Origin of the sequence: Streptococcus sp. DD04 (assembly GCF_001578725.1) — a bacterium.
Classification (GTDB): domain Bacteria; phylum Bacillota; class Bacilli; order Lactobacillales; family Streptococcaceae; genus Streptococcus; species Streptococcus sinensis.
On the sequence record NZ_KQ968979.1, the window covers coordinates 215,701 to 233,658 of the forward strand.

General features: G+C 43.2%; 20 protein-coding genes. 2 read left to right on the forward strand and 18 right to left on the reverse strand.

The window, feature by feature from the left end; translation table 11 throughout:
* Positions 1-27: 27 nt before the first annotated feature.
* Entirely contained in the window at positions 28-342 is a 315-nt protein-coding gene (locus tag STRDD04_RS07980; RefSeq protein WP_062201324.1) for a thioredoxin family protein, read from the reverse strand.
* Positions 342-626, reverse strand: coding sequence for a DUF4651 domain-containing protein (locus STRDD04_RS07985; RefSeq protein ID WP_037615715.1), 285 nt, complete (start codon positions 624-626; stop codon positions 342-344). Before STRDD04_RS07985 ends, STRDD04_RS07980 begins: the two co-directional genes overlap by 1 nt.
* A gap of 126 nt (positions 627-752) precedes the next feature.
* Here STRDD04_RS07985 and pepA point away from each other — a divergent pair, with 126 nt between their 5' ends.
* Together pepA and STRDD04_RS07995 are read left to right on the forward strand one after the other, a co-directional pair.
* A complete protein-coding gene (gene pepA / locus STRDD04_RS07990) occupies positions 753-1,817 on the forward strand; it encodes a glutamyl aminopeptidase (protein ID WP_062201326.1) in 1,065 nt (354 codons plus the stop codon).
* 123 nt (positions 1,818-1,940) lie between these two features.
* Positions 1,941-3,425 (forward strand): DUF1846 domain-containing protein, encoded by a 1,485-nt coding sequence (locus STRDD04_RS07995; RefSeq protein ID WP_062201329.1) that lies wholly within the window; start codon positions 1,941-1,943, stop codon positions 3,423-3,425.
* Positions 3,426-3,749: 324 nt separating this feature from the next.
* Here the strand turns inward: STRDD04_RS07995 and groL are convergent, their stop codons facing one another.
* The 16 genes from groL to STRDD04_RS08075 form a co-directional block, all read right to left on the reverse strand.
* Positions 3,750-5,372, reverse strand: coding sequence for a chaperonin GroEL (groL, locus tag STRDD04_RS08000; RefSeq protein ID WP_062201332.1), 1,623 nt, complete (start codon positions 5,370-5,372; stop codon positions 3,750-3,752).
* A 23-nt stretch (positions 5,373-5,395) separates the two neighbouring features.
* A complete protein-coding gene (gene groES, locus STRDD04_RS08005) occupies positions 5,396-5,677 on the reverse strand; it encodes a co-chaperone GroES (protein ID WP_062201335.1) in 282 nt (93 codons plus the stop codon).
* A 145-nt stretch (positions 5,678-5,822) separates the two neighbouring features.
* A complete protein-coding gene (locus STRDD04_RS08010) occupies positions 5,823-6,113 on the reverse strand; it encodes a hypothetical protein (RefSeq protein ID WP_062201337.1) in 291 nt (96 codons plus the stop codon).
* A gap of 17 nt (positions 6,114-6,130) precedes the next feature.
* Positions 6,131-6,970 carry a PTS system mannose/fructose/sorbose family transporter subunit IID gene (locus tag STRDD04_RS08015; protein ID WP_037615729.1) on the reverse strand — a complete coding sequence of 280 codons (840 nt, stop codon included), beginning with the start codon at positions 6,968-6,970 and terminating at the stop codon, positions 6,131-6,133.
* Between the two features lies 1 nt (position 6,971).
* Entirely contained in the window at positions 6,972-7,817 is an 846-nt protein-coding gene (locus STRDD04_RS08020) for a PTS mannose/fructose/sorbose/N-acetylgalactosamine transporter subunit IIC (protein ID WP_062201340.1), read from the reverse strand.
* Positions 7,818-7,941: 124 nt separating this feature from the next.
* On the reverse strand, positions 7,942-8,436 hold the full coding sequence (locus tag STRDD04_RS08025) for a PTS sugar transporter subunit IIB (protein WP_005591585.1): 495 nt from the start codon (positions 8,434-8,436) through the stop codon (positions 7,942-7,944).
* Positions 8,437-8,475: 39 nt separating this feature from the next.
* Complete coding sequence (locus STRDD04_RS08030) at positions 8,476-8,910, reverse strand: PTS sugar transporter subunit IIA (protein ID WP_037615755.1); 435 nt, start codon at positions 8,908-8,910, stop codon at positions 8,476-8,478.
* A gap of 229 nt (positions 8,911-9,139) precedes the next feature.
* Entirely contained in the window at positions 9,140-10,420 is a 1,281-nt protein-coding gene (locus STRDD04_RS08035; RefSeq protein WP_062201343.1) for an ABC transporter substrate-binding protein, read from the reverse strand.
* Positions 10,417-11,100, reverse strand: coding sequence for a response regulator transcription factor (locus tag STRDD04_RS08040; RefSeq protein WP_037615761.1), 684 nt, complete (start codon positions 11,098-11,100; stop codon positions 10,417-10,419). Before STRDD04_RS08040 ends, STRDD04_RS08035 begins: the two co-directional genes overlap by 4 nt.
* Positions 11,093-12,406 carry a sensor histidine kinase gene (locus STRDD04_RS08045; RefSeq protein WP_037615764.1) on the reverse strand — a complete coding sequence of 438 codons (1,314 nt, stop codon included), beginning with the start codon at positions 12,404-12,406 and terminating at the stop codon, positions 11,093-11,095. Before STRDD04_RS08045 ends, STRDD04_RS08040 begins: the two co-directional genes overlap by 8 nt.
* Positions 12,406-13,392: a substrate-binding domain-containing protein gene (locus tag STRDD04_RS08050; RefSeq protein ID WP_062201346.1), complete on the reverse strand. Its 987-nt coding sequence runs from the start codon at positions 13,390-13,392 to the stop codon at positions 12,406-12,408. Before STRDD04_RS08050 ends, STRDD04_RS08045 begins: the two co-directional genes overlap by 1 nt.
* 136 nt (positions 13,393-13,528) lie before the next feature.
* On the reverse strand, positions 13,529-13,924 hold the full coding sequence (locus STRDD04_RS08055) for a single-stranded DNA-binding protein (RefSeq protein WP_062201347.1): 396 nt from the start codon (positions 13,922-13,924) through the stop codon (positions 13,529-13,531).
* Positions 13,925-14,272: 348 nt separating this feature from the next.
* Positions 14,273-15,748: a PTS galactitol transporter subunit IIC gene (locus tag STRDD04_RS08060; RefSeq protein ID WP_037615905.1), complete on the reverse strand. Its 1,476-nt coding sequence runs from the start codon at positions 15,746-15,748 to the stop codon at positions 14,273-14,275.
* Between the two features lie 34 nt (positions 15,749-15,782).
* Positions 15,783-16,088, reverse strand: a complete 306-nt coding sequence (locus STRDD04_RS08065; RefSeq protein WP_037615903.1) for a PTS sugar transporter subunit IIB — start codon at positions 16,086-16,088, stop codon at positions 15,783-15,785.
* Between the two features lie 20 nt (positions 16,089-16,108).
* On the reverse strand, positions 16,109-16,585 hold the full coding sequence (locus tag STRDD04_RS08070; RefSeq protein ID WP_062201351.1) for a PTS sugar transporter subunit IIA: 477 nt from the start codon (positions 16,583-16,585) through the stop codon (positions 16,109-16,111).
* A 283-nt stretch (positions 16,586-16,868) separates the two neighbouring features.
* Entirely contained in the window at positions 16,869-17,615 is a 747-nt protein-coding gene (locus STRDD04_RS08075; RefSeq protein WP_062201354.1) for a DeoR/GlpR family DNA-binding transcription regulator, read from the reverse strand.
* Between the last annotated feature and the right edge of the window lie 343 nt (positions 17,616-17,958).

Here is a 17,958-nt window from a genome sequence, read left to right on the forward strand (position 1 = left end):
TTCCTCCAAAATACTTTTAAAAACTTCTTATAAATTCGCTAAAAAATCATTTATTTGACTCTTGGTCTTGCGGTCGCGATTGACATACCGACCAATTTCTCGCTCGTTTTCCACAACGATTAGACTCGGAATCCCGTAAACATCCCATTCTTTGCCCACAGCCATATACTGATCCCGATCCACCTCAACAAAAGTAAACTCAGGATTTTCAGCTTCAATTTCCGCCAGGAAAGGCTTGATAAATCGGCAGTCTCCGCACCAGTCAGCCGTAAAAAAGAAGACAGTCTTTCCCCTATGCTCTACATAAGAAGCCAGTTCCTCTATATTTTGGGGAATAATCATCACTCTTCCTCGTAAGTCAGCTGCCCATTCTCATAGACGAAGGTAAAATGACGGTCGTCTTCTAGAACAACTCCTCCGACCATACGACTGTCGGTTGACTCATAAAGCTCTACATAGACTGTTGCGATTGGTCCACGACTAGAAAAAAAGTCCCGTACAGTCCGAACAATTTCTTCTCTATTGCGTAATCTTTTCTGCTCCTGCACGACCTTAGCAGCTCCAAAGGCCAAGGCACTAGCTCCCAAAAGGGCGGTTGTGGTTAAAATAATTTTTTTAGCTTTCATGTAGAATATTTTAACACAAAAGAGCAGAGGCGACAAACAATATTATAGATTTCTTATCTTCTTTTAATCCAACCTGTTATTCCCTTTGAAAAAGTGATAAAATAGAGGCAGAAAGAAGGTAAATTTATGTCTGACTTATTTTCAAAAATCAAGGAAGTAACAGAGCTTTCTGCTATTTCTGGGCACGAAGGACCCGTTCGCAATTATCTGCGAGAAAAAATCACGCCTCACGTTGATGAGATCATTACCGATGGTCTAGGTGGCATCTTTGGAGTTCGGCATTCCCAAGCCGAAAATGCTCCTCGTGTTTTAGTCGCGGCTCACATGGACGAGGTTGGCTTTATGGTCAGCGAAATCAAACCTGATGGGACTTTCCGCGTAGTGGAAATCGGTGGCTGGAATCCTTTAGTCGTGAGCAGCCAACGCTTCAAACTCTTTACCCGTGAAGGTCGGGAAATCCCTGTTATCTCAGGCTCTGTTCCTCCTCATCTGACACGCAGTACTGGCGGACCAGTCATGCCACAGATTGGCGATATTGTCTTTGACGGCGGCTTTGCGGACAAGGCAGAAGCTGAAAGCTATGGTATCCGTCCGGGAGACACCATCGTGCCAGACAGCTCTGCTATTCTCACAGCTAACGGAAAAAATATCATCTCTAAAGCCTGGGACAACCGCTACGGCGTCCTTATGGTCAGCGAATTGATTCAAGCCTTATCTGGGCAAGAACTAGGTAACCAACTCTATGTCGGCGCCAATGTTCAAGAAGAGGTTGGCCTGCGTGGTGCCCATGCTTCTACGACAAAATTTGCCCCTGAGGTCTTCCTAGCTGTGGACTGCTCCCCAGCAGGTGACATCTATGGCGGCCAAGGAGCTATCGGTGATGGAACGCTGATTCGTTTCTTTGACCCTGGCCATCTCATGCTGCCAGCTATGAAGGACTTCCTCCTGACAACCGCAGAAGAAGCTGGTATCAAATATCAATACTACTGCGGCAAGGGCGGAACGGATGCTGGTGCTGCCCATCTCCAAAGCGGCGGCGTGCCATCTACCACAATCGGTGTCTGCGCTCGCTACATTCATTCCCACCAAACTCTCTATGCCATGGACGATTTCCTGCAAGCCCAAGCCTTCCTGCAAGCGCTGGTCAAAAAGCTGGATCGCTCAACAGTGGATACAATTACCAACTATTAACGATTTATCACTCATTCGGGTGATTTTTCTATAAACTGAAGATCATCTTTGCAAGTTTTCTACCTTCAAAACCCAAAAATCTCTAATCTTTTGTTATAATTTTTAGCAGAGGTAAAAACAAACATGAAAAAAATTGCTTTTGATTCTGAAAAATACTTAAACCTGCAGCGCGACCATATCTTGGAGCGCATCAATCAATTTGAGGGCAAACTTTACATGGAATTCGGCGGTAAAATGCTGGAAGACTTCCATGCTGCCCGCGTCCTGCCAGGCTATGAGCCGGATAATAAAATTAGGCTGCTCAAAGAGCTCAAGGACCAAGTGGAGATTGTCATTGCCATCAATGCTAATAATATCGAGCACTCGAAGGCACGTGGCGATTTAGGCATTTCCTATGATCAGGAAGTTCTGCGTCTGATTGATACCTTTAATGAGCTAGATATCTATGTAGGCTCAGTGGTCATCACCCAGTATGCTAGTCAGCCAGCAGCTGATCTCTTCCGAGCCCAGTTAGAAAAGAATGGGATTGACTCCTACATCCACTACCCAATCAAGGGCTACCCGACTGATATGGACCATATCATCTCGCCTGAGGGTATGGGCAAGAATGACTATATCAAGACCAGTCGTAATCTAGTCGTAGTGACCGCACCTGGTCCTGGTTCTGGTAAATTGGCTACTTGCTTGTCCAACATGTACCACGACCAAATCAATGGCATCAAGTCAGGCTATGCCAAGTTTGAAACCTTCCCAGTTTGGAATCTGCCCCTGCATCATCCAGTCAACTTAGCATACGAAGCTGCTACAGCCGACCTCGACGACGTCAACATGATTGACCCTTTCCACCTGCAAACTTATGGCAAGACCACCGTCAACTACAACCGTGATATTGAGATTTTCCCAGTCCTCAAGCGCATGCTAGAGCGCATTCTAGGCAAATCTCCTTACGCTTCTCCAACCGACATGGGCGTCAATATGCTCGGCTTTGCCATTGTAGACAATGACGCTGCTATCGAGGCTTCCCAGCAAGAAATCATCCGCCGCTACTACCAAACTATTCTGGACTTCAAGGCGGAGCGGGTCTCTGAATCTGCTATTAAGAAAATCCAACTCTTGATGAACGACTTGGGCATCACACCGCTGGATCGGAAAGTAACCGTGGCTGCGCGGGCCAAGGCTGAAAGCACTGGCGACCCCGCTCTGGCTTTAGAATTGCCAAACGGTGAAATCGTAACCGGTAAGACCTCTGAGCTCTTTGGCCCTACAGCTGCTGTCTTGATTAATGCCATTAAGAAATTAGCCAATATTGCCAAAGAGACCAAGCTGATTGAACCCGAGTATGTCAAGCCAATCCAAGGTCTGAAAATCAATCATCTAGGTAGCCGCAATCCTCGCCTCCACTCAAACGAAATCTTGATGGCTCTGGCGATCACAGCCATGGAAAATCAAGATGCCGCACACGCTATGCAACAGTTGGGCAATCTCAAGGGCAGCGAAGCTCATTCGACCGTGATGCTGACTGATGAAGACAAAAATGTCCTGCGCAAACTAGGCATCCATGTGACCATGGATCCAGTTTATCAGTATGACCGTCTCTATCGAAAATAAGAATAGGCACTCGCCAAACAAGTGCCCCCGCACATGAATCATCAATCCTATGAAAACCAGCGCCTCAAAACGCTGGTTTTTTTACTGCATCTAACTCGTAATCACTCCATTTATATGTTGAATGCTTCTACGCTTTTAGTGACGAAAGCCCCTCCTAAAGCATTGCGGTCTATCATCTGAAAACAAAAAAATAACTCAGTAAGCAGTCTAAATAACTGGGGGAAAAACAAAAACTACAGAATGATTGTCAAATCTTGATCTCTTTCAAGTTTTACATTCTTCTGTAGTTTTATGTATACTATTTTAAAAAATTATTTTTATCAATTACATCATGCCGCCCATCATGCTTGGATCCATAGCTGGTGCTGCTGGCGCAGGTTCTGGTTTATTGGCTACAACAGCTTCTGTTGTCAAAATCAAGCTAGCAACTGAAGCGGCATTTTGCAAGGCAGAACGGGTCACCTTAACTGGGTCAATAATCCCAGCTTCAATCATGTTCACCCATTCTCCGGTCGCTGCATTAAAGCCTGTACCTGCTTCAGAGTTTTTCAGGCGGTCAATGACGATTGAGCCTTCAAAGCCTGCATTCAGAGCGATTTGACGGACAGGCTCTTCCAAAGCACGAAGGACGATGTTACGGCCAGTCGCTTCATCACCTGTTAATTCAAGGGCAGCTACTGCACCCAATACGCTGACAAAGGCTGTACCCCCACCAGACACGATTCCTTCTTCCACTGCGGCACGGGTTGCATTAAGGGCATCTTCGATGCGGAGCTTCATTTCTTTGAGTTCGGTTTCGGTTGCAGCTCCGACCTTAATCACCGCCACACCACCGGACAATTTAGCCAGACGTTCTTGCAGTTTTTCACGATCAAATTCAGAAGTTGTACTTTCGATTTGTGATTTGATAACGGCCACACGATTGGCAATGGCTTCAGGATTGCCAGATCCTTCGACAATCACAGTGCTATCCTTATCAACAGTGACTTTAGAAGCTTGTCCAAGCGCTTCAATGGTCGCATCTTTGAGCTCCAGACCAAGATCTTCTGTAATCACTGTACCGCCTGTCAAGATGGCAATGTCTTCCAGCATAGCCTTGCGACGGTCACCAAAACCTGGTGCTTTAACAGCCACTACATTGAAGGTACCACGAATCTTATTAAGAACCAATGTTGGCAAAGCTTCACCATCCACATCATCTGCAATAATCAAGAGCGGACGGTTGGTTTTCAAAATACTTTCCAACAATGGCAGAATCTCTTGAATGTTAGAAATTTTCTTGTCTGTAATCAAGATATAAGGGTTGTCCAGATCAGCCACCATTTTTTCACTATCCGTCACCATGTATTGAGACAGGTAGCCACGGTCAAACTGCATTCCTTCTACAACATCCAGCTCGGTTTCCATCCCTTTGGACTCTTCGATAGTAATGACTCCGTCATTGCCAACTTTTTCCATAGCTTCAGAAATGTACTCACCGACTTTCTCACTGCGAGAAGATACGGCAGCAACCTGAGCAATCGCTTCCTTGTTAGAAACCGGAATTGCCGTTTCTTTCAGAGCGCTGACCGCAGTTGCAACTGCTGCTTCAATCCCGCGGCGGATACCAATTGGGTTGGCACCAGCAGTGACGTTTTTGATGCCTTCGCGGACAATAGCTTGGGTCAATACAGTAGCAGTCGTTGTTCCGTCTCCAGCGATATCATTGGTTTTTGAAGCAACTTCTGACACTAATTTGGCACCCATATTTTCGAAATGATCTTCCAATTCGATTTCCTTGGCAATGGTCACACCGTCATTGGTGATGAGGGGTGAGCCAAAAGATTTTTCCAAAACAACATTGCGACCTTTAGGACCCAAGGTTACCTTGACAGTATCTGCTAAAATATCCACACCACGAACCATTGCACTGCGTGCATCTGATGAAAATTTAATATCTTTTGCCATTTTTAAACCTCTTTCTTAGATTTTTACTCCACAATTGCAAGAATGCTTGCCTCTCCAACGATTAGGAATTTCTCATCCTGATCTTTGACTTCAATGCCAGCATGGCTTTCAACTAAAACCTTATCACCTGGCTTGACACTTGGTGCGACCAATTCTCCATTGAGCGTACGGATGCCTTGGCCGACTGCGATGACTTTCGCTTCTTTTGTCGCGTCCTGCCCTGCACCAGCAATGACAAAGCCACCAACTTTCTGTTCTTTTTCTTCTACTTTTAAGACCACACGGTCACCTAACGGTTTTAACATGGTTTTCCTCCAAAGATTGAATTTTAGCACTCTGTATATACGAGTGCTAATCTATAGTTAATATTGTATCACTTGGTCAGAAATAGTCAAGAAAAAAACTTTGCCAAATGACAAAGTTTTTTTGGGGGAAAGTTAAATGGAAACCTTATTGAGCTAACCTCAGCTTCTCTTCAAAATCATCAATGACCTTTTGTAAATTCAGTCTACCCTTGTAGATGCCATAGCCAAAAACTAGCATGGCAAGGATTCCCAAAATAGCCAAGATGACTCCTACGATGAAAAGAAGCAGATTGGTTCGATGAAAGAGATAGATCAGGACAAAACCGATACTGGCAATGGTAAAGAAGAGACTAAACCAGCGTCCGAGATTTTCAATCATATGCTTTTGGTATCGAATTTCTGTTTCATAGCCTTGAATCAATTCTTGTTCTGTCATGATTTTACCTCTTTTTCTTAATATTGGAGACCTGGGTTAAAGAAGCCTGCCAGTACTCCAAGGAAGGCGATAACAACTAGAATGAGCATCACTTTGATTGGAGAAAGGTTCTTCTTGGCCATGAGCCACCAGCAAAATACGATAAAGACAGCTGTCAAGAGGCCTGGATAAACACCGTCTAATTTGTCTTGCAGGACAAGGTAAGGCTCTTTTTCACCCGGATTGGTCAATTGAAAGGCAGTTTTGATTGGTACCCAAGTTGCTGCAACAGCACCGATAACCATACCACCAACAATCCCAACAGATTTACGGATAGCTTGACCTTGTTCTCCTACTAGAAATTCAACGGCCTTATCTCCCAGTTCATAACCTTTAAAGTAAGCAAAACGCATACCGAAATAAGCCAGCAGGTTCCAAACTAGGATATAGAAGATGGCACCGATCGGTGAGCCTCCATTTGAAAGCCCCATTGAGATCCCCAAAATAACTGGAATCAGGGTCCCAACGACCAGAGAGTCACCGATACCGGCAACCGGCCCCATCAACCCAGCCCGAAGTCCGTTGATGGTTTCGTCATTTACCGCTTCTGCACCATTGGCACGCGCTTCTTCCAGACCAGCTGTGATCCCAACGACCAGAGTACCCAGCTGAGGTTCTGTGTTGAAGAAGGCTGTATAAGTGTGCATAGAGCGTGCTTGCTCTTCTTTCGTATCGTACAATTCTTCCACGATTGGCAGCATGGAGGTCAAATAGCCAAAAGTCTGCATGTGCTCTTGAGAGAAGCAGGTCAAGTGACCATAGTACCAGTGGTGGAATGATTTGGTCAGTGTTTTTTTAGATATTTTTTTAGTTGCCATCTTAGATATCCTCCTCGTCATCATCGTCAAAATCACCTACTGCCACAGCACTGGCTTTGGCATTTTTCGCCATCTGTACTTCATAGAAGAGCAGAGCAAAGATCAGTGATACAACTGCACTAGACACAAGGTTGAGTCCAAGTGAGGCAGCCAAGGTAAAGCCAACGAAGAATGGGACAAAGTCTGTCACCTTTTCAACGATTTGTTTCAAGAGAATCGCAATACCGACACACGGAAGGAGAGAACCTACTGTAAAGAGGGTTTTCATTGGCAGACCATCCATTGGGAGGGCATCTTTCAAAGCTGTAACGGCATCAGCACCGTAACGGCAAAGAATCAGAGTTGGCAAGAAAGAGAAGAGGAAGTGGGAAACCCATGGAAGATACCAGTCAACTGCATACAATTTTTTGTATTCTCCCTGTTCGACTGCTTTCCAGCCCATGTGCTGCCATACCAAGTTCATCGTCGCTGTTCCGTAGAAGAGAACCGTTCCCAACGTACCCACTAGCACACCCATTGATTTTGCAAAGTCAGCAGCCTGCTGAGCATCTGAAATCCCTTGTGACTTGATCGCAACCATTGCCAAAGGAATACCGATGTAAGAAACTGCACGGACATCAGCCGAAACAGTACCGCCAGGTGTTACCAGTGCGATATACACCAACTGCATGGCCACCCCACAGACGATCCCGAGACTAACATCTCCTAAAATCAAACCACATACGAGTCCCCCAACAAGCGGACGTCCAAGTGTATAGTTACCAATACTTGAGCCACCCATACCCGGCATAGAAGACAAACTAGCAAAGATACCGAGTATTGCGGCTTGCAACCAAGAAATTGTCATAATCTTTCTCCTTTAAGTAAGATTGAGCAGTCGCAGGCACCCAGTTCTAACTCCCTCAAACAGTCCTTGCCTAGCAAGGTTATAGAAAGTCCAAAACTTTGTCCTGCTTAGTCTCTGCTCCTGTTTAAAAACCAAATTTAGATTTAAAATCGCTCCAGTAACCGATGGAAACGTCTGGAAGCAGCTGGAATTTTACCTTATAACCTGCTTTTTCAATCGCTTCAATCGCTTCAGCTTCTTCTTGTGTGATGGATTGATTGTTGCCCAGCTTGACAGCTCCTGGACGGTCATTGGCTGGTCCGACGATGATTTCTTTAACATTGCCTGGCACATAGCCTTGGTCCACCAAGATTTCTTTCATATCAATCGGATTTTTGGTAATCAAGAAATAGCGGCTGTCAGATTCAGTTACCTTGCCAGATTTTTCTTTGAAGGCTTCCTTGGTCCAAACGAAAGTTTTCTTGTCAGAAGCCCCTTTGTAGGCTTGGATCAAAACTTTGTTGCTTGCCGCTGCATCATTGACTGCAATCAGCCCATCGCAAGGATATTCCTTAGCCCAACGAGTGACAGTTTGACCGTGGATCATGCGGTCGTCAATCCGTACAAATGTTACTACCATTTTGAATCTCCTATCTAATTTAGTAAATGAATAACCCTTTTAAATGTCGTCGTCTTCTTCATCATCGTCTGATGAGACTTCAAACTCCTGCAAGGCTGCCGTCGCTTCTGAAAGAATCGTCTGAGCAAGGTCTTTGCCTTCCAGCATATCCTTCATCACAAGCCCAGTGAGCCCCATCGTCAGATTCAGCCCTCCAAGAATGACTGCCGAATCTAATTTGCCTAATTCCGCTAGGACACTAGCCGCTGTTGTCAGAGGACTTCCTCCCACAATATCGGCTAAAACCAAGACAGAATCATCTGCTTCTAAACCTGCCAAGGCTTGACGGAAATCAAGAGCAAAATCATCGACTGATTTTCCCTCTTTTAGACCCACGGCGATGATTTGGTCTGTTTTATCCCCGGCAAACATCTTCAAGGAGCTCTGTACGCCTTCAGCTAGCCCCCCATGACTGACCAGTACAAGATATTTCATGCTTCTTGCCTCCTTATTTTCTTGATTCTATTGTACAAAAAACGAAACCGCTTTCCCATTGTCAAATGTCACTTTGAAAAGATGACAAATGTTAGTTTAGATATGACAAATGTCATATTGGTCTAGGCAACTTAGAAAAAAGGGTCTTTCTATTTATTAACGGATTACAAGCGAGCACAGGTTCGGCTGAAATCAAAGCTAACCTGCTATAAATAAAAAAAGCAGAAAACTATCTGCTTTCAATTTCTTTTTGAATACTTGGAAGGGCACTGTCAATTTCTTGATTTCCTAAGGCTTCCTTAATCAAATAATCAATCCTTTCCAAGGTCTGGCGATCAACTTCTTGTCCGATATCCATGATGGAACGCTCCATCATGTGATCCAACCTCTCAGAAGTCAGAGAATCCAAGCCGAAGTCATCTGCCTGCAAGATTTCTCTGGTCTGCTGGCTTTTTACCACAGTTGGTAAGACTGAGGTTCCTTGCGATTTTTCAAATAATTCCTGCTGACTTTTTTCATTTTGCGACAGGAGCAACATGAACTCCCAAGCTAGTTTTTCCTGCTTGGTGTTGGAAGACATAGCAAAGAGAGAAGTCTTTACTTGAGTGCCATAAACTTCTGGACTAGCTGTCGGCATGGAAATACAGGTCCAAGAAAAACTAGAATATTTGGCAACATGGTAAGGATAAGGTTTGTAGGTTCGATACTGGGCCAGACTCATAGGATAAAAGGCCACCTTCCCCTCGTCAAAATCATTAGAAGTGACTTGATAATGCTGATTGAGAGTCTCTAGTTTACTCATAAAGGACAGAGCCTGGTGCATTTCAGCACTGTCTACATTGATGCCAGATTTAGCCGTGAGATGGCCACCGTAAGCGACCAGAGCCTGCTGCCAGGTATAATCCGTAATGCCGTATTGATCCACTACACCATCTCCATTGGTATCCTTGGTCACTTTCTTGCAAATCTCATAGAAATCAGCCAACGTCCATCCTGACTCCGGAATGTTGATCCCTTCTTTTTCTAGCAAGTCTTTATTGACGCACATCATGATAGGATTGCTCTCGACCGGAAGTGCATAGCTGACTCCCTGATATTGCCCAGCCTCATAAGCCACCGGATAAAATGCCTCTTTCTGCTCATCCGCTATCAGGGAGTCTAGTGTTTTAAGCGCTCCAGTTGAGGCCAACATGGAGAAATCATTTTCTGGCACCATAAAAAGATCCGGCTGCTCTCCCTCAAGAATCTTCTCTGCTAGCCAATCACCGTAGTCTTTCTTAGGAATACCACTTTCATAAACCACTTTCACATGAGGGTGATTTTTCTCAAATTCTTCTATCAAATCGTCCAGCACTCTATTTTCCCTACTGTTGGGTACATCCCAGTTGGAACCGGCATAAACACCGATGCGCAGGATTTTTTCCTGACTAGACGACCAGAGAGCAAAGCTTAAAATAGCAGAAACAATAATCAAAACAAGAACAATCAAATACCTGAATCGCCACTTCATTTGTCATTTCCCTTGCTAAAATCCCGCTGGGTCACTCCTGTCTGAACCGCCCAAATAGCTAACTGAGTTCGGTCACGCAAATTCAGTTTAGACAGAATCCCTGATAGGTAGTTGCGTACTGTTCCTTCCGACAGATAAAGCTTGGCCGCGATCTCCTTATTAGAAATCCCAAAGCCTATCTGCTGGATAATCTTCCACTCCGTCCGGCTCATGTCCTCTACATTTTCCTCCGACACTGTGATAGCAAAGTTGGACTGGGCCATCTGTGAAAAGATTTTGAAGACCTTGGTAGCAATATTGGGATTGATCATGGCTCCGCCTCGATAGACTGTCTGAATGGCTTCGTGAAGCTCTTCTGTCGAAACCCCCTTGAGAATATAGCCAGACGCGCCGTATTTTAAGGCAGAGAAGATAAATTCATCGTCGTCAAAGGTTGTCAGGATGATAATCTTAACATCCGGATACTGCTCCTTGACAGCCTTGGTACAGAGCACACCATCCATGACTGGCATGCGGATATCCATCAAAATCACATCCGGACGAAGCCGCTGAAGTTTCTCCAACACTTCTTTTCCATCACTGGCTGTTCCCACCACTTCGATATCTGTATGAGCTGACAGAATAATCTGCAGCGATTCTCGGATTAGAGCCTGATCGTCTGCAATTAAAACTTTAATCATTCCAACCTCCTATTTTGGGGATTTCAATGTAGGTATAAAAACCTTCACGATTTTCAAAATGAACCTTGCCACCAATAATAGCCAACCGTTCCTGCATTTGTTTCAAACCATAGCCATAGTGTAATTCATCAAAACCTACACCATCATCTCGAATAATCATAATATAATTTTCTTTTTCTAACAACTCAATCCAAATAGTCCTAGCATGGCCATGACGCACCGAATTCGTAATTGACTCTTGAATGATGCGGAAAACAATATCTTCTTTAGCAATGTCTAAATCAATAGTATCCCATTCATAGAGAAAATGAATATCCAAATTGGAAATTGCCTCATACTCCCGGATAATCTTTAGCAAAGCCTCTTTCAGACTATTATTCTCCAGAGTTCCCGGCCGCATTTTATTGAGCGAACCTCGGACATCCCTAATCCCGTCACGAACAACAACCGAGACATTGTTAAGTTGCTCCTTGGCTCGCTCGGTGTCAATGTCCACTAGAACCTTGATGGCATCAATTCCCGCCGAGATACCCGTCAAAGCATGCCCCAGTGTATCATGAATCTCACGGGCAATTCGTTTTCTTTCTCGGTCTTCAGCAATTTTTTCTGACAAGGCTAGATAGCTATTCAGCTCCCGATTGGCCTGAGAAGCCATGCGGAGCTCCTCCTCAATCCGATGCCGCTCTGTAATCGCCGACATGATATAAAAGAGCAAGGAAATCATAAAGACGACAATATTGAGGGAGAAAAGAAAGTTCTTGCCAAAAAGCAGCAGCAATCGTGTAGATTCTGGATAGAAACGAATATAGGTATCCAATGAGGGCAGTTTGACAAAGAGCGACAGCAGGTCGTAGTTTGACAATAGCAACATACTAAAACTCAAAATAATAAAGGAGAACCAGTATTTTTTGTCCTTGGAAGCATTGAACTCTTTAGAGCCATAGAAAATATCTGCAAAGACGAGGAGAATCAGCCCATTGTATGACGAATGCAGGGCAGTAAAGATGACCAGCATCAGCAAAATTTCAATCATGGTCACCTTATCGTAAACAGATAGCTGATCGGGATGCTTTTCCCGATAGTACATCACCAGCAGCAGGCAGGCATAAAAGATAATAGAAATCAGGAAAGTGAAACTAGGCGATCCTGGAATGGCATCCAAACGCTCCAAAAGCGAGTGACTGAACCCTTTTGTTACGACATAATTGGTTGCAAAGAGGTAAATCGAAGCATTATAGACAATGGCTATAAAATTGATGACCATTAGAGCTATTTTACTGTAAAAAATGCTTTTTTTTGCTTTCATCACTGCCACCCTGTAATTGGATACTCACCAATATTGTCCTTGTTAATCAAGCGGACTGGTATCAGATACTGGCTGTCACAGGACTTCTTTTCCCGCAGCAGCTCAATCACCTCTGCCACCTTTCGTCCCATCTGAACAGGAGACTGGGCCACCGTTCCTTGAATGTCGTTCGTATTGGCCAAAAAATTCTTAATATCTGGGGAAGCGTCAACTCCATAAATATAAATTTTTTCTGCCACTCCTTGTTCCTTGATTGCAGCCAAAGCACCGATTGCAGCACGGTCATTGAGAGCCATAACGACATTAAATTCTAACCCATTATCCAAGGCACTTTTGACCTGAGGCATGCTTTCTTCGGTCTGCCCCAAGGTTTCCAATTGAGAAACAATCCGATAGGTTGGATGTCCTTTGATGGTATCCAGAAACCCCTGTACGCGATCCATGGCTGAGATGGCATTCCGGTGTTCAAGCACAAGAATATCAGCCTCGGAAAGCCGACTCATCATATCTTTAGCAATCAAAACTCCCGCTTGATAGTTGTCCGATACGATGGTCGTGTCAACAACTACCTGCTTATTCATCGGCGCATCTACCACGATAATGCGAATGCCCGCTTTTTTAGCTTCATTCAAAGCCCTGATAATATCTGGGCTGTCGCTCTTTACTGGATTGATAACGATAACATCAACCTTTTCTTTGATAAAATAAGTAATTTGCTGGCTTTGCTTCCCCTCATCCAACTCCGAATCACGAACATAGAGCCTACTCCCCTGTTGATTGGTTTTTTTCTCCAATTCAGCATTCAAGGTTTTATAAAAATCATTATTCATGGTCATATAGGTTGCCCCGATTTTAACTTGACCGCTGTCGGGCATGCTTCCTTTAAAGTAGATGAAAGCAAGACAACAGATTGCCAGCACAAAAACAGACCAGAGAGCACATTTCTGGCAAGTCTGAATCCTCTTTTTTCCCTTACTTAATACCATTTCTATCTCCTAGTCAGCTGCGCTCATTTAACACTTCACTTACATTCATTATATTATAATCAAACGAAAAAGCAAAACGTTTCCTGGCCCCTATAATAAATAAAGAGACAGAGGGTTCCTCTATCTCTTTGTATTCTTAAAAGGGTAATTCCTCTTCCTCTAGGACAAGATCTGCTAAATCAGCGCTGCTATTATTTTCACGAAGAGCTCGCTGAGCCCGACTTTCTAGAAGTTGGAAACTTTGACAGAGCACTTCTGTCACATAGTGGTTGCTGCCATTTTTCTCATAACGGCGGGTACGCAATTCCCCATCAATCGAAATCAAACTACCCTTGGTTGCATAGCTAGCCAGAGTTTCTGCCAATTTCCCCCAAACGACGATATTAACAAAATCAGCTTCCCTTTCACCATTTTGACCTTTATAACGACGATTAATCGCTACTGTTGCCCGAGCAACTGATTTCTCATTAGCCGTTTTATGCAATTCAGGTGTGGCCGTCAAACGACCAATAACGATAACTTTGTTGTACATTTTAATTCCTCCTAACCTAATATTCGTAAAAGAAATTAAAAATTATGAAATCAGCAATTTCTTGAGAAATTCGATAGTTGCACGTTCAAGATTTATCAGGTTTCGTTTTTCAGTTTGAAATAAAACTTCAGCAGGCCATATCAACAAACACTGCTTGGAGTTGGAAATTGAAGATCAAACTAGCGAAATTGCTAACAAAATAGCAGGAAAATTTGACAAAGAGTCCATTTAAAAAACTAGGCTTCGCCTCTTCTAGAAGCAAAGCCTGATTTTATTCGTTTTACAATATAGTATATTTCTCTATTTTATGACTCATAGCAAGGAAACTTCATCCCTAGCAGCAGAGTCTTATTTTTTATTTGCTGCATATTCTGCATTCCGTTTGATCATTTGCTTTCTGTACCAAGCAAAGATTCCAACATAAGCACCGAGGAAGATAACGGCACCAATGATTGCTTTAATATCACCAGTTGTGGTATTACCGATAGTCCAGCCCAACAGCTTTTCAATCGGTCCTTCTAGTGTAGAGTGAGTGATTAATTGAGATTGGCTGACTCCTTCAGGGAAGGCACCAACACCTTTAGCAAGTTCTGTTGCAAATGGTGCAATGAGAGTCCCTGATAACAGGAAGAGCGGTAGCAAAAGACTTCCAAAGACAATCATACGCAAGAGCTTACCACGTGTAACTACCAGAAGAGCAGGCGTCACACCCATTGCAATGATACCAGCCAGTGGCAGGATACCATTTCCTACTTTAGAAAGCAAAACTGCTTCGATCAGCATGATTGGAGCAAGCACGTTAGCGCAGGCCCAGATTTCTGCACGACCAGCGATAAACGGCCAGTCCAAACCGATATTAAATTTACGACCTTGCAAACGTTTGGTTGCAACGTTTGTAATCCCTTGTGACAAAGGCTCTACAGCGGCGATAAACCAAGAACCAATCAAAGAGAAGAGTTCCAAGCAGACACCAGCAGTCAAACCGAGAGACAACCATCCTTTGATGACTAATTGCCAGGTATCGCCATCTTCTACACCTGCTACTGGGTGCGGAGTTCCCATGATACCGATGACCACACCGAGAAGGAAACCGATAAAGAATTTAGAACCCCAGAAACCGATTTTCTTGTTCAAGGCTGCAGCATCGAAGTCATATTTGTCCAACCAAGGGAAGAATTTATCAAAAATCTTATCCAAAACCATGATGACAGGGTTCATCATATAGTTCATGTGAGTAGATGTCATCGGAGATGAACTTGGTGCATTTAGCAGATCATCAAAAGTTGGTTTCATCAAGTCTGAGTTGATGATTTTCAAAACACCGACCAAGACAACCGCCGCCGTCGCAATCAGCAATGACACAGCTGGACTGACATGATTGTTATCTGCATACCACTTGATGAGCAAGCCAGTGATAGACAAATGCCAAATATCAAAGATATCGACATCCAGAGTGTCTGTTTTCTTCAGCGCCAACATCACAACATTGACAATCAGCATGATGAGCAAGAAGTACAAGGTCCATGGAGAACCCCAAGTAATCGTTGCCAAAGGAGCCCAGCCGACATCCGTGATATTAAGCTGAATCCCTGTGTTTTCAACGAATTTTGCGAGCGAAGCTGAGAAAGCACCATTCAGCATGCCGATGATAGCTCCGATACCAGTCAAAGCGATGGCCAGCTTAATCCCACCCTCCAGCGCTTTGGAAAATTTCACGCCAAATAAAAGTGCAAGAACTGTCAAGATAATCAACATGACAATTGGGCCACCCATTTTGATAATGGGATCGAAGAACTTATTCGCTATATCAATGATAGCATTCATAAAAAACCTCCCGATTTATTTTTATTTTAATCCTTTAACTTAAGCCATGTTCTTTAATAGCCGCTTCGATATTATCATAGACCGGCGCACTCATAGCTGGAATTCTAAAAAGAATTGGGCCTGCTTCAATCACTGGAATTTCTGGTGTGAATCCTAAATCAGTCGCTGCAATCGGCGTAAAGATATCATAGCCTTGCATCAGGTCTTCGTTAACATCCTTGACCATGACCGCATCACAATGAACATCATAACCGCGGTTTGACAACTCTTCCTCAAGGGCACTTTTGATTTGGTGGCTTGAGTTTACTCCTGCTCCGCAGGCTGCTAAAATTTTAATCATAATAAAATCCTCCGATTTATTTATTTAATGACATTTGAAATATATTGAAACAACTCTTCCTCAGAGTTTAAATGAGCTAAACCAGCTAAATTTCCATCACTAGTGAAGAAATCCATCAGCTGTGCTAAAATATTAGTCTGACTCGAGCTCGAATGGTTGATAATGAAGAACAAGAGCGACACTTCAACGGTCTGTGCAGGAGTAATCATATTATGAAAAGTCACTGGTCGGTCTAGTTTCGCGACCACCACATTTTCAGTTAAGTTGTGCTCAATATCCGTATGAGGAATGGCCACATTTGGCAAATCTTTACCTAAAAACTCCATATCCAATCCTGTCGGAAATGACTTTTCCCTCTCCAGAAGCGCTTCACGATAGGAAGACTTTACGATTTTTCTTTCTTCCAGCAAATCCGCCACTTGATGAAAAAGTTCTTCTTGACTCTCTGCAGTTAGGCAAAAAATCAACTCTTCATCAAACAATTGAGCAAGTTCCATTAGACCACCTCGCCTTGTTTCTTTTTGTTTGTGAATTCATTATATCATTATGATATAATGGTGTCAATGGTTTATTGTGTTATTTTTTATATTATTTGTTTGCATATTCTGTTTGAATTCAGACTTTATTGTTTGCTAACAAAAGATATGTCTATTGGGTGTTGTGATTTAACAAGTAATTTACAACACTTGCTTCAGGTTTCTTATATAAAAAAACAAACGTCACAGAATCGTGACGTTTGTTTTCGTAGAGAAACTACTAAAGAGGCTAATCTAAGCTCCTTTACAAAAGGCTGGTATAGGAATTGTACTTCTCTCTAACTTTGGGTGAGAGATTTTCATCCGTTATCACCGCATCTATATTATCCAAGCGGTAAAAAGTATAGAAGGAGTAGCTGTCAAACTTGCTGTTGTCAGCAACGATATATTTTTCAATCGCATTATTGAGAATAATGGCATTCCCATTTCCTTCTTCTTCATTGGCTGTGGTTACATTGTAGCCATCAATACCATTTACCCCGATAAAGGCTTTAGAAACCTTAATTTCCCGCAAAAGATTATTGGCAAACTGACCGACAAAAGTCTGGGTTTTAACTCGGTATCGCCCGCCGATTAGAATCAAATCAAAATTCGGATTGTCCTTCAACTTCTCAAAAATGGGCAGGGAATTGGTGACAATGCTGATATCTTTATCGTCCAGATAGTCGCCAATAAAGTCTGTAGTCGTCCCAGAACCAATAAAAACAGTATCGCCATTGACAATTAGTCCTGCACATTTTTGGGCAATAGTCTTCTTTTCTTCAATGTTCAGCATGGTTTTTTCCGAGTGAGACACCTCGTTGAGACCATCTCGAACCTTTTTATGTGCCCCACCATGGACTCTAGTCAGCAAGCCCTGCTTTTCCAAATCAATCAAATCGCGCCGAATAGTCATATCCGTGACATGGAGCAATTCTTTCAAGTTCTTTACCGAGACAATGCCTGACTGATCAAGCTCTTGCAAAATAATTCTTTGACGGCTTTCTTTCATAACAATTCTCCTTTAATGACTGTTCCGCATGTAGTCGAGGCTACCAGCTCGCTTGTAGATAAAGAAAACAGCCGAGCTGCTGCTTCTGAAGTTTTCAAACAGTTATCTTTCCCTTATTATACTATATTTTTCCGATATAAACAAAAGAAGGTTGATATTTTTTTATAAAAATTATATCATTTTCTTTTTTGTTTGTTTAGAATTGTCGTTTTTAAACAATTGGCGTAAGAATCAAATCAACCCTTACGACTATGATGCTGCAAATATGAGTCATAAGTGGTAAAGACTTGTTTTCGACTAAACTCAACTATGTCTTAATGACATTTAAACAAAAGATATAAGG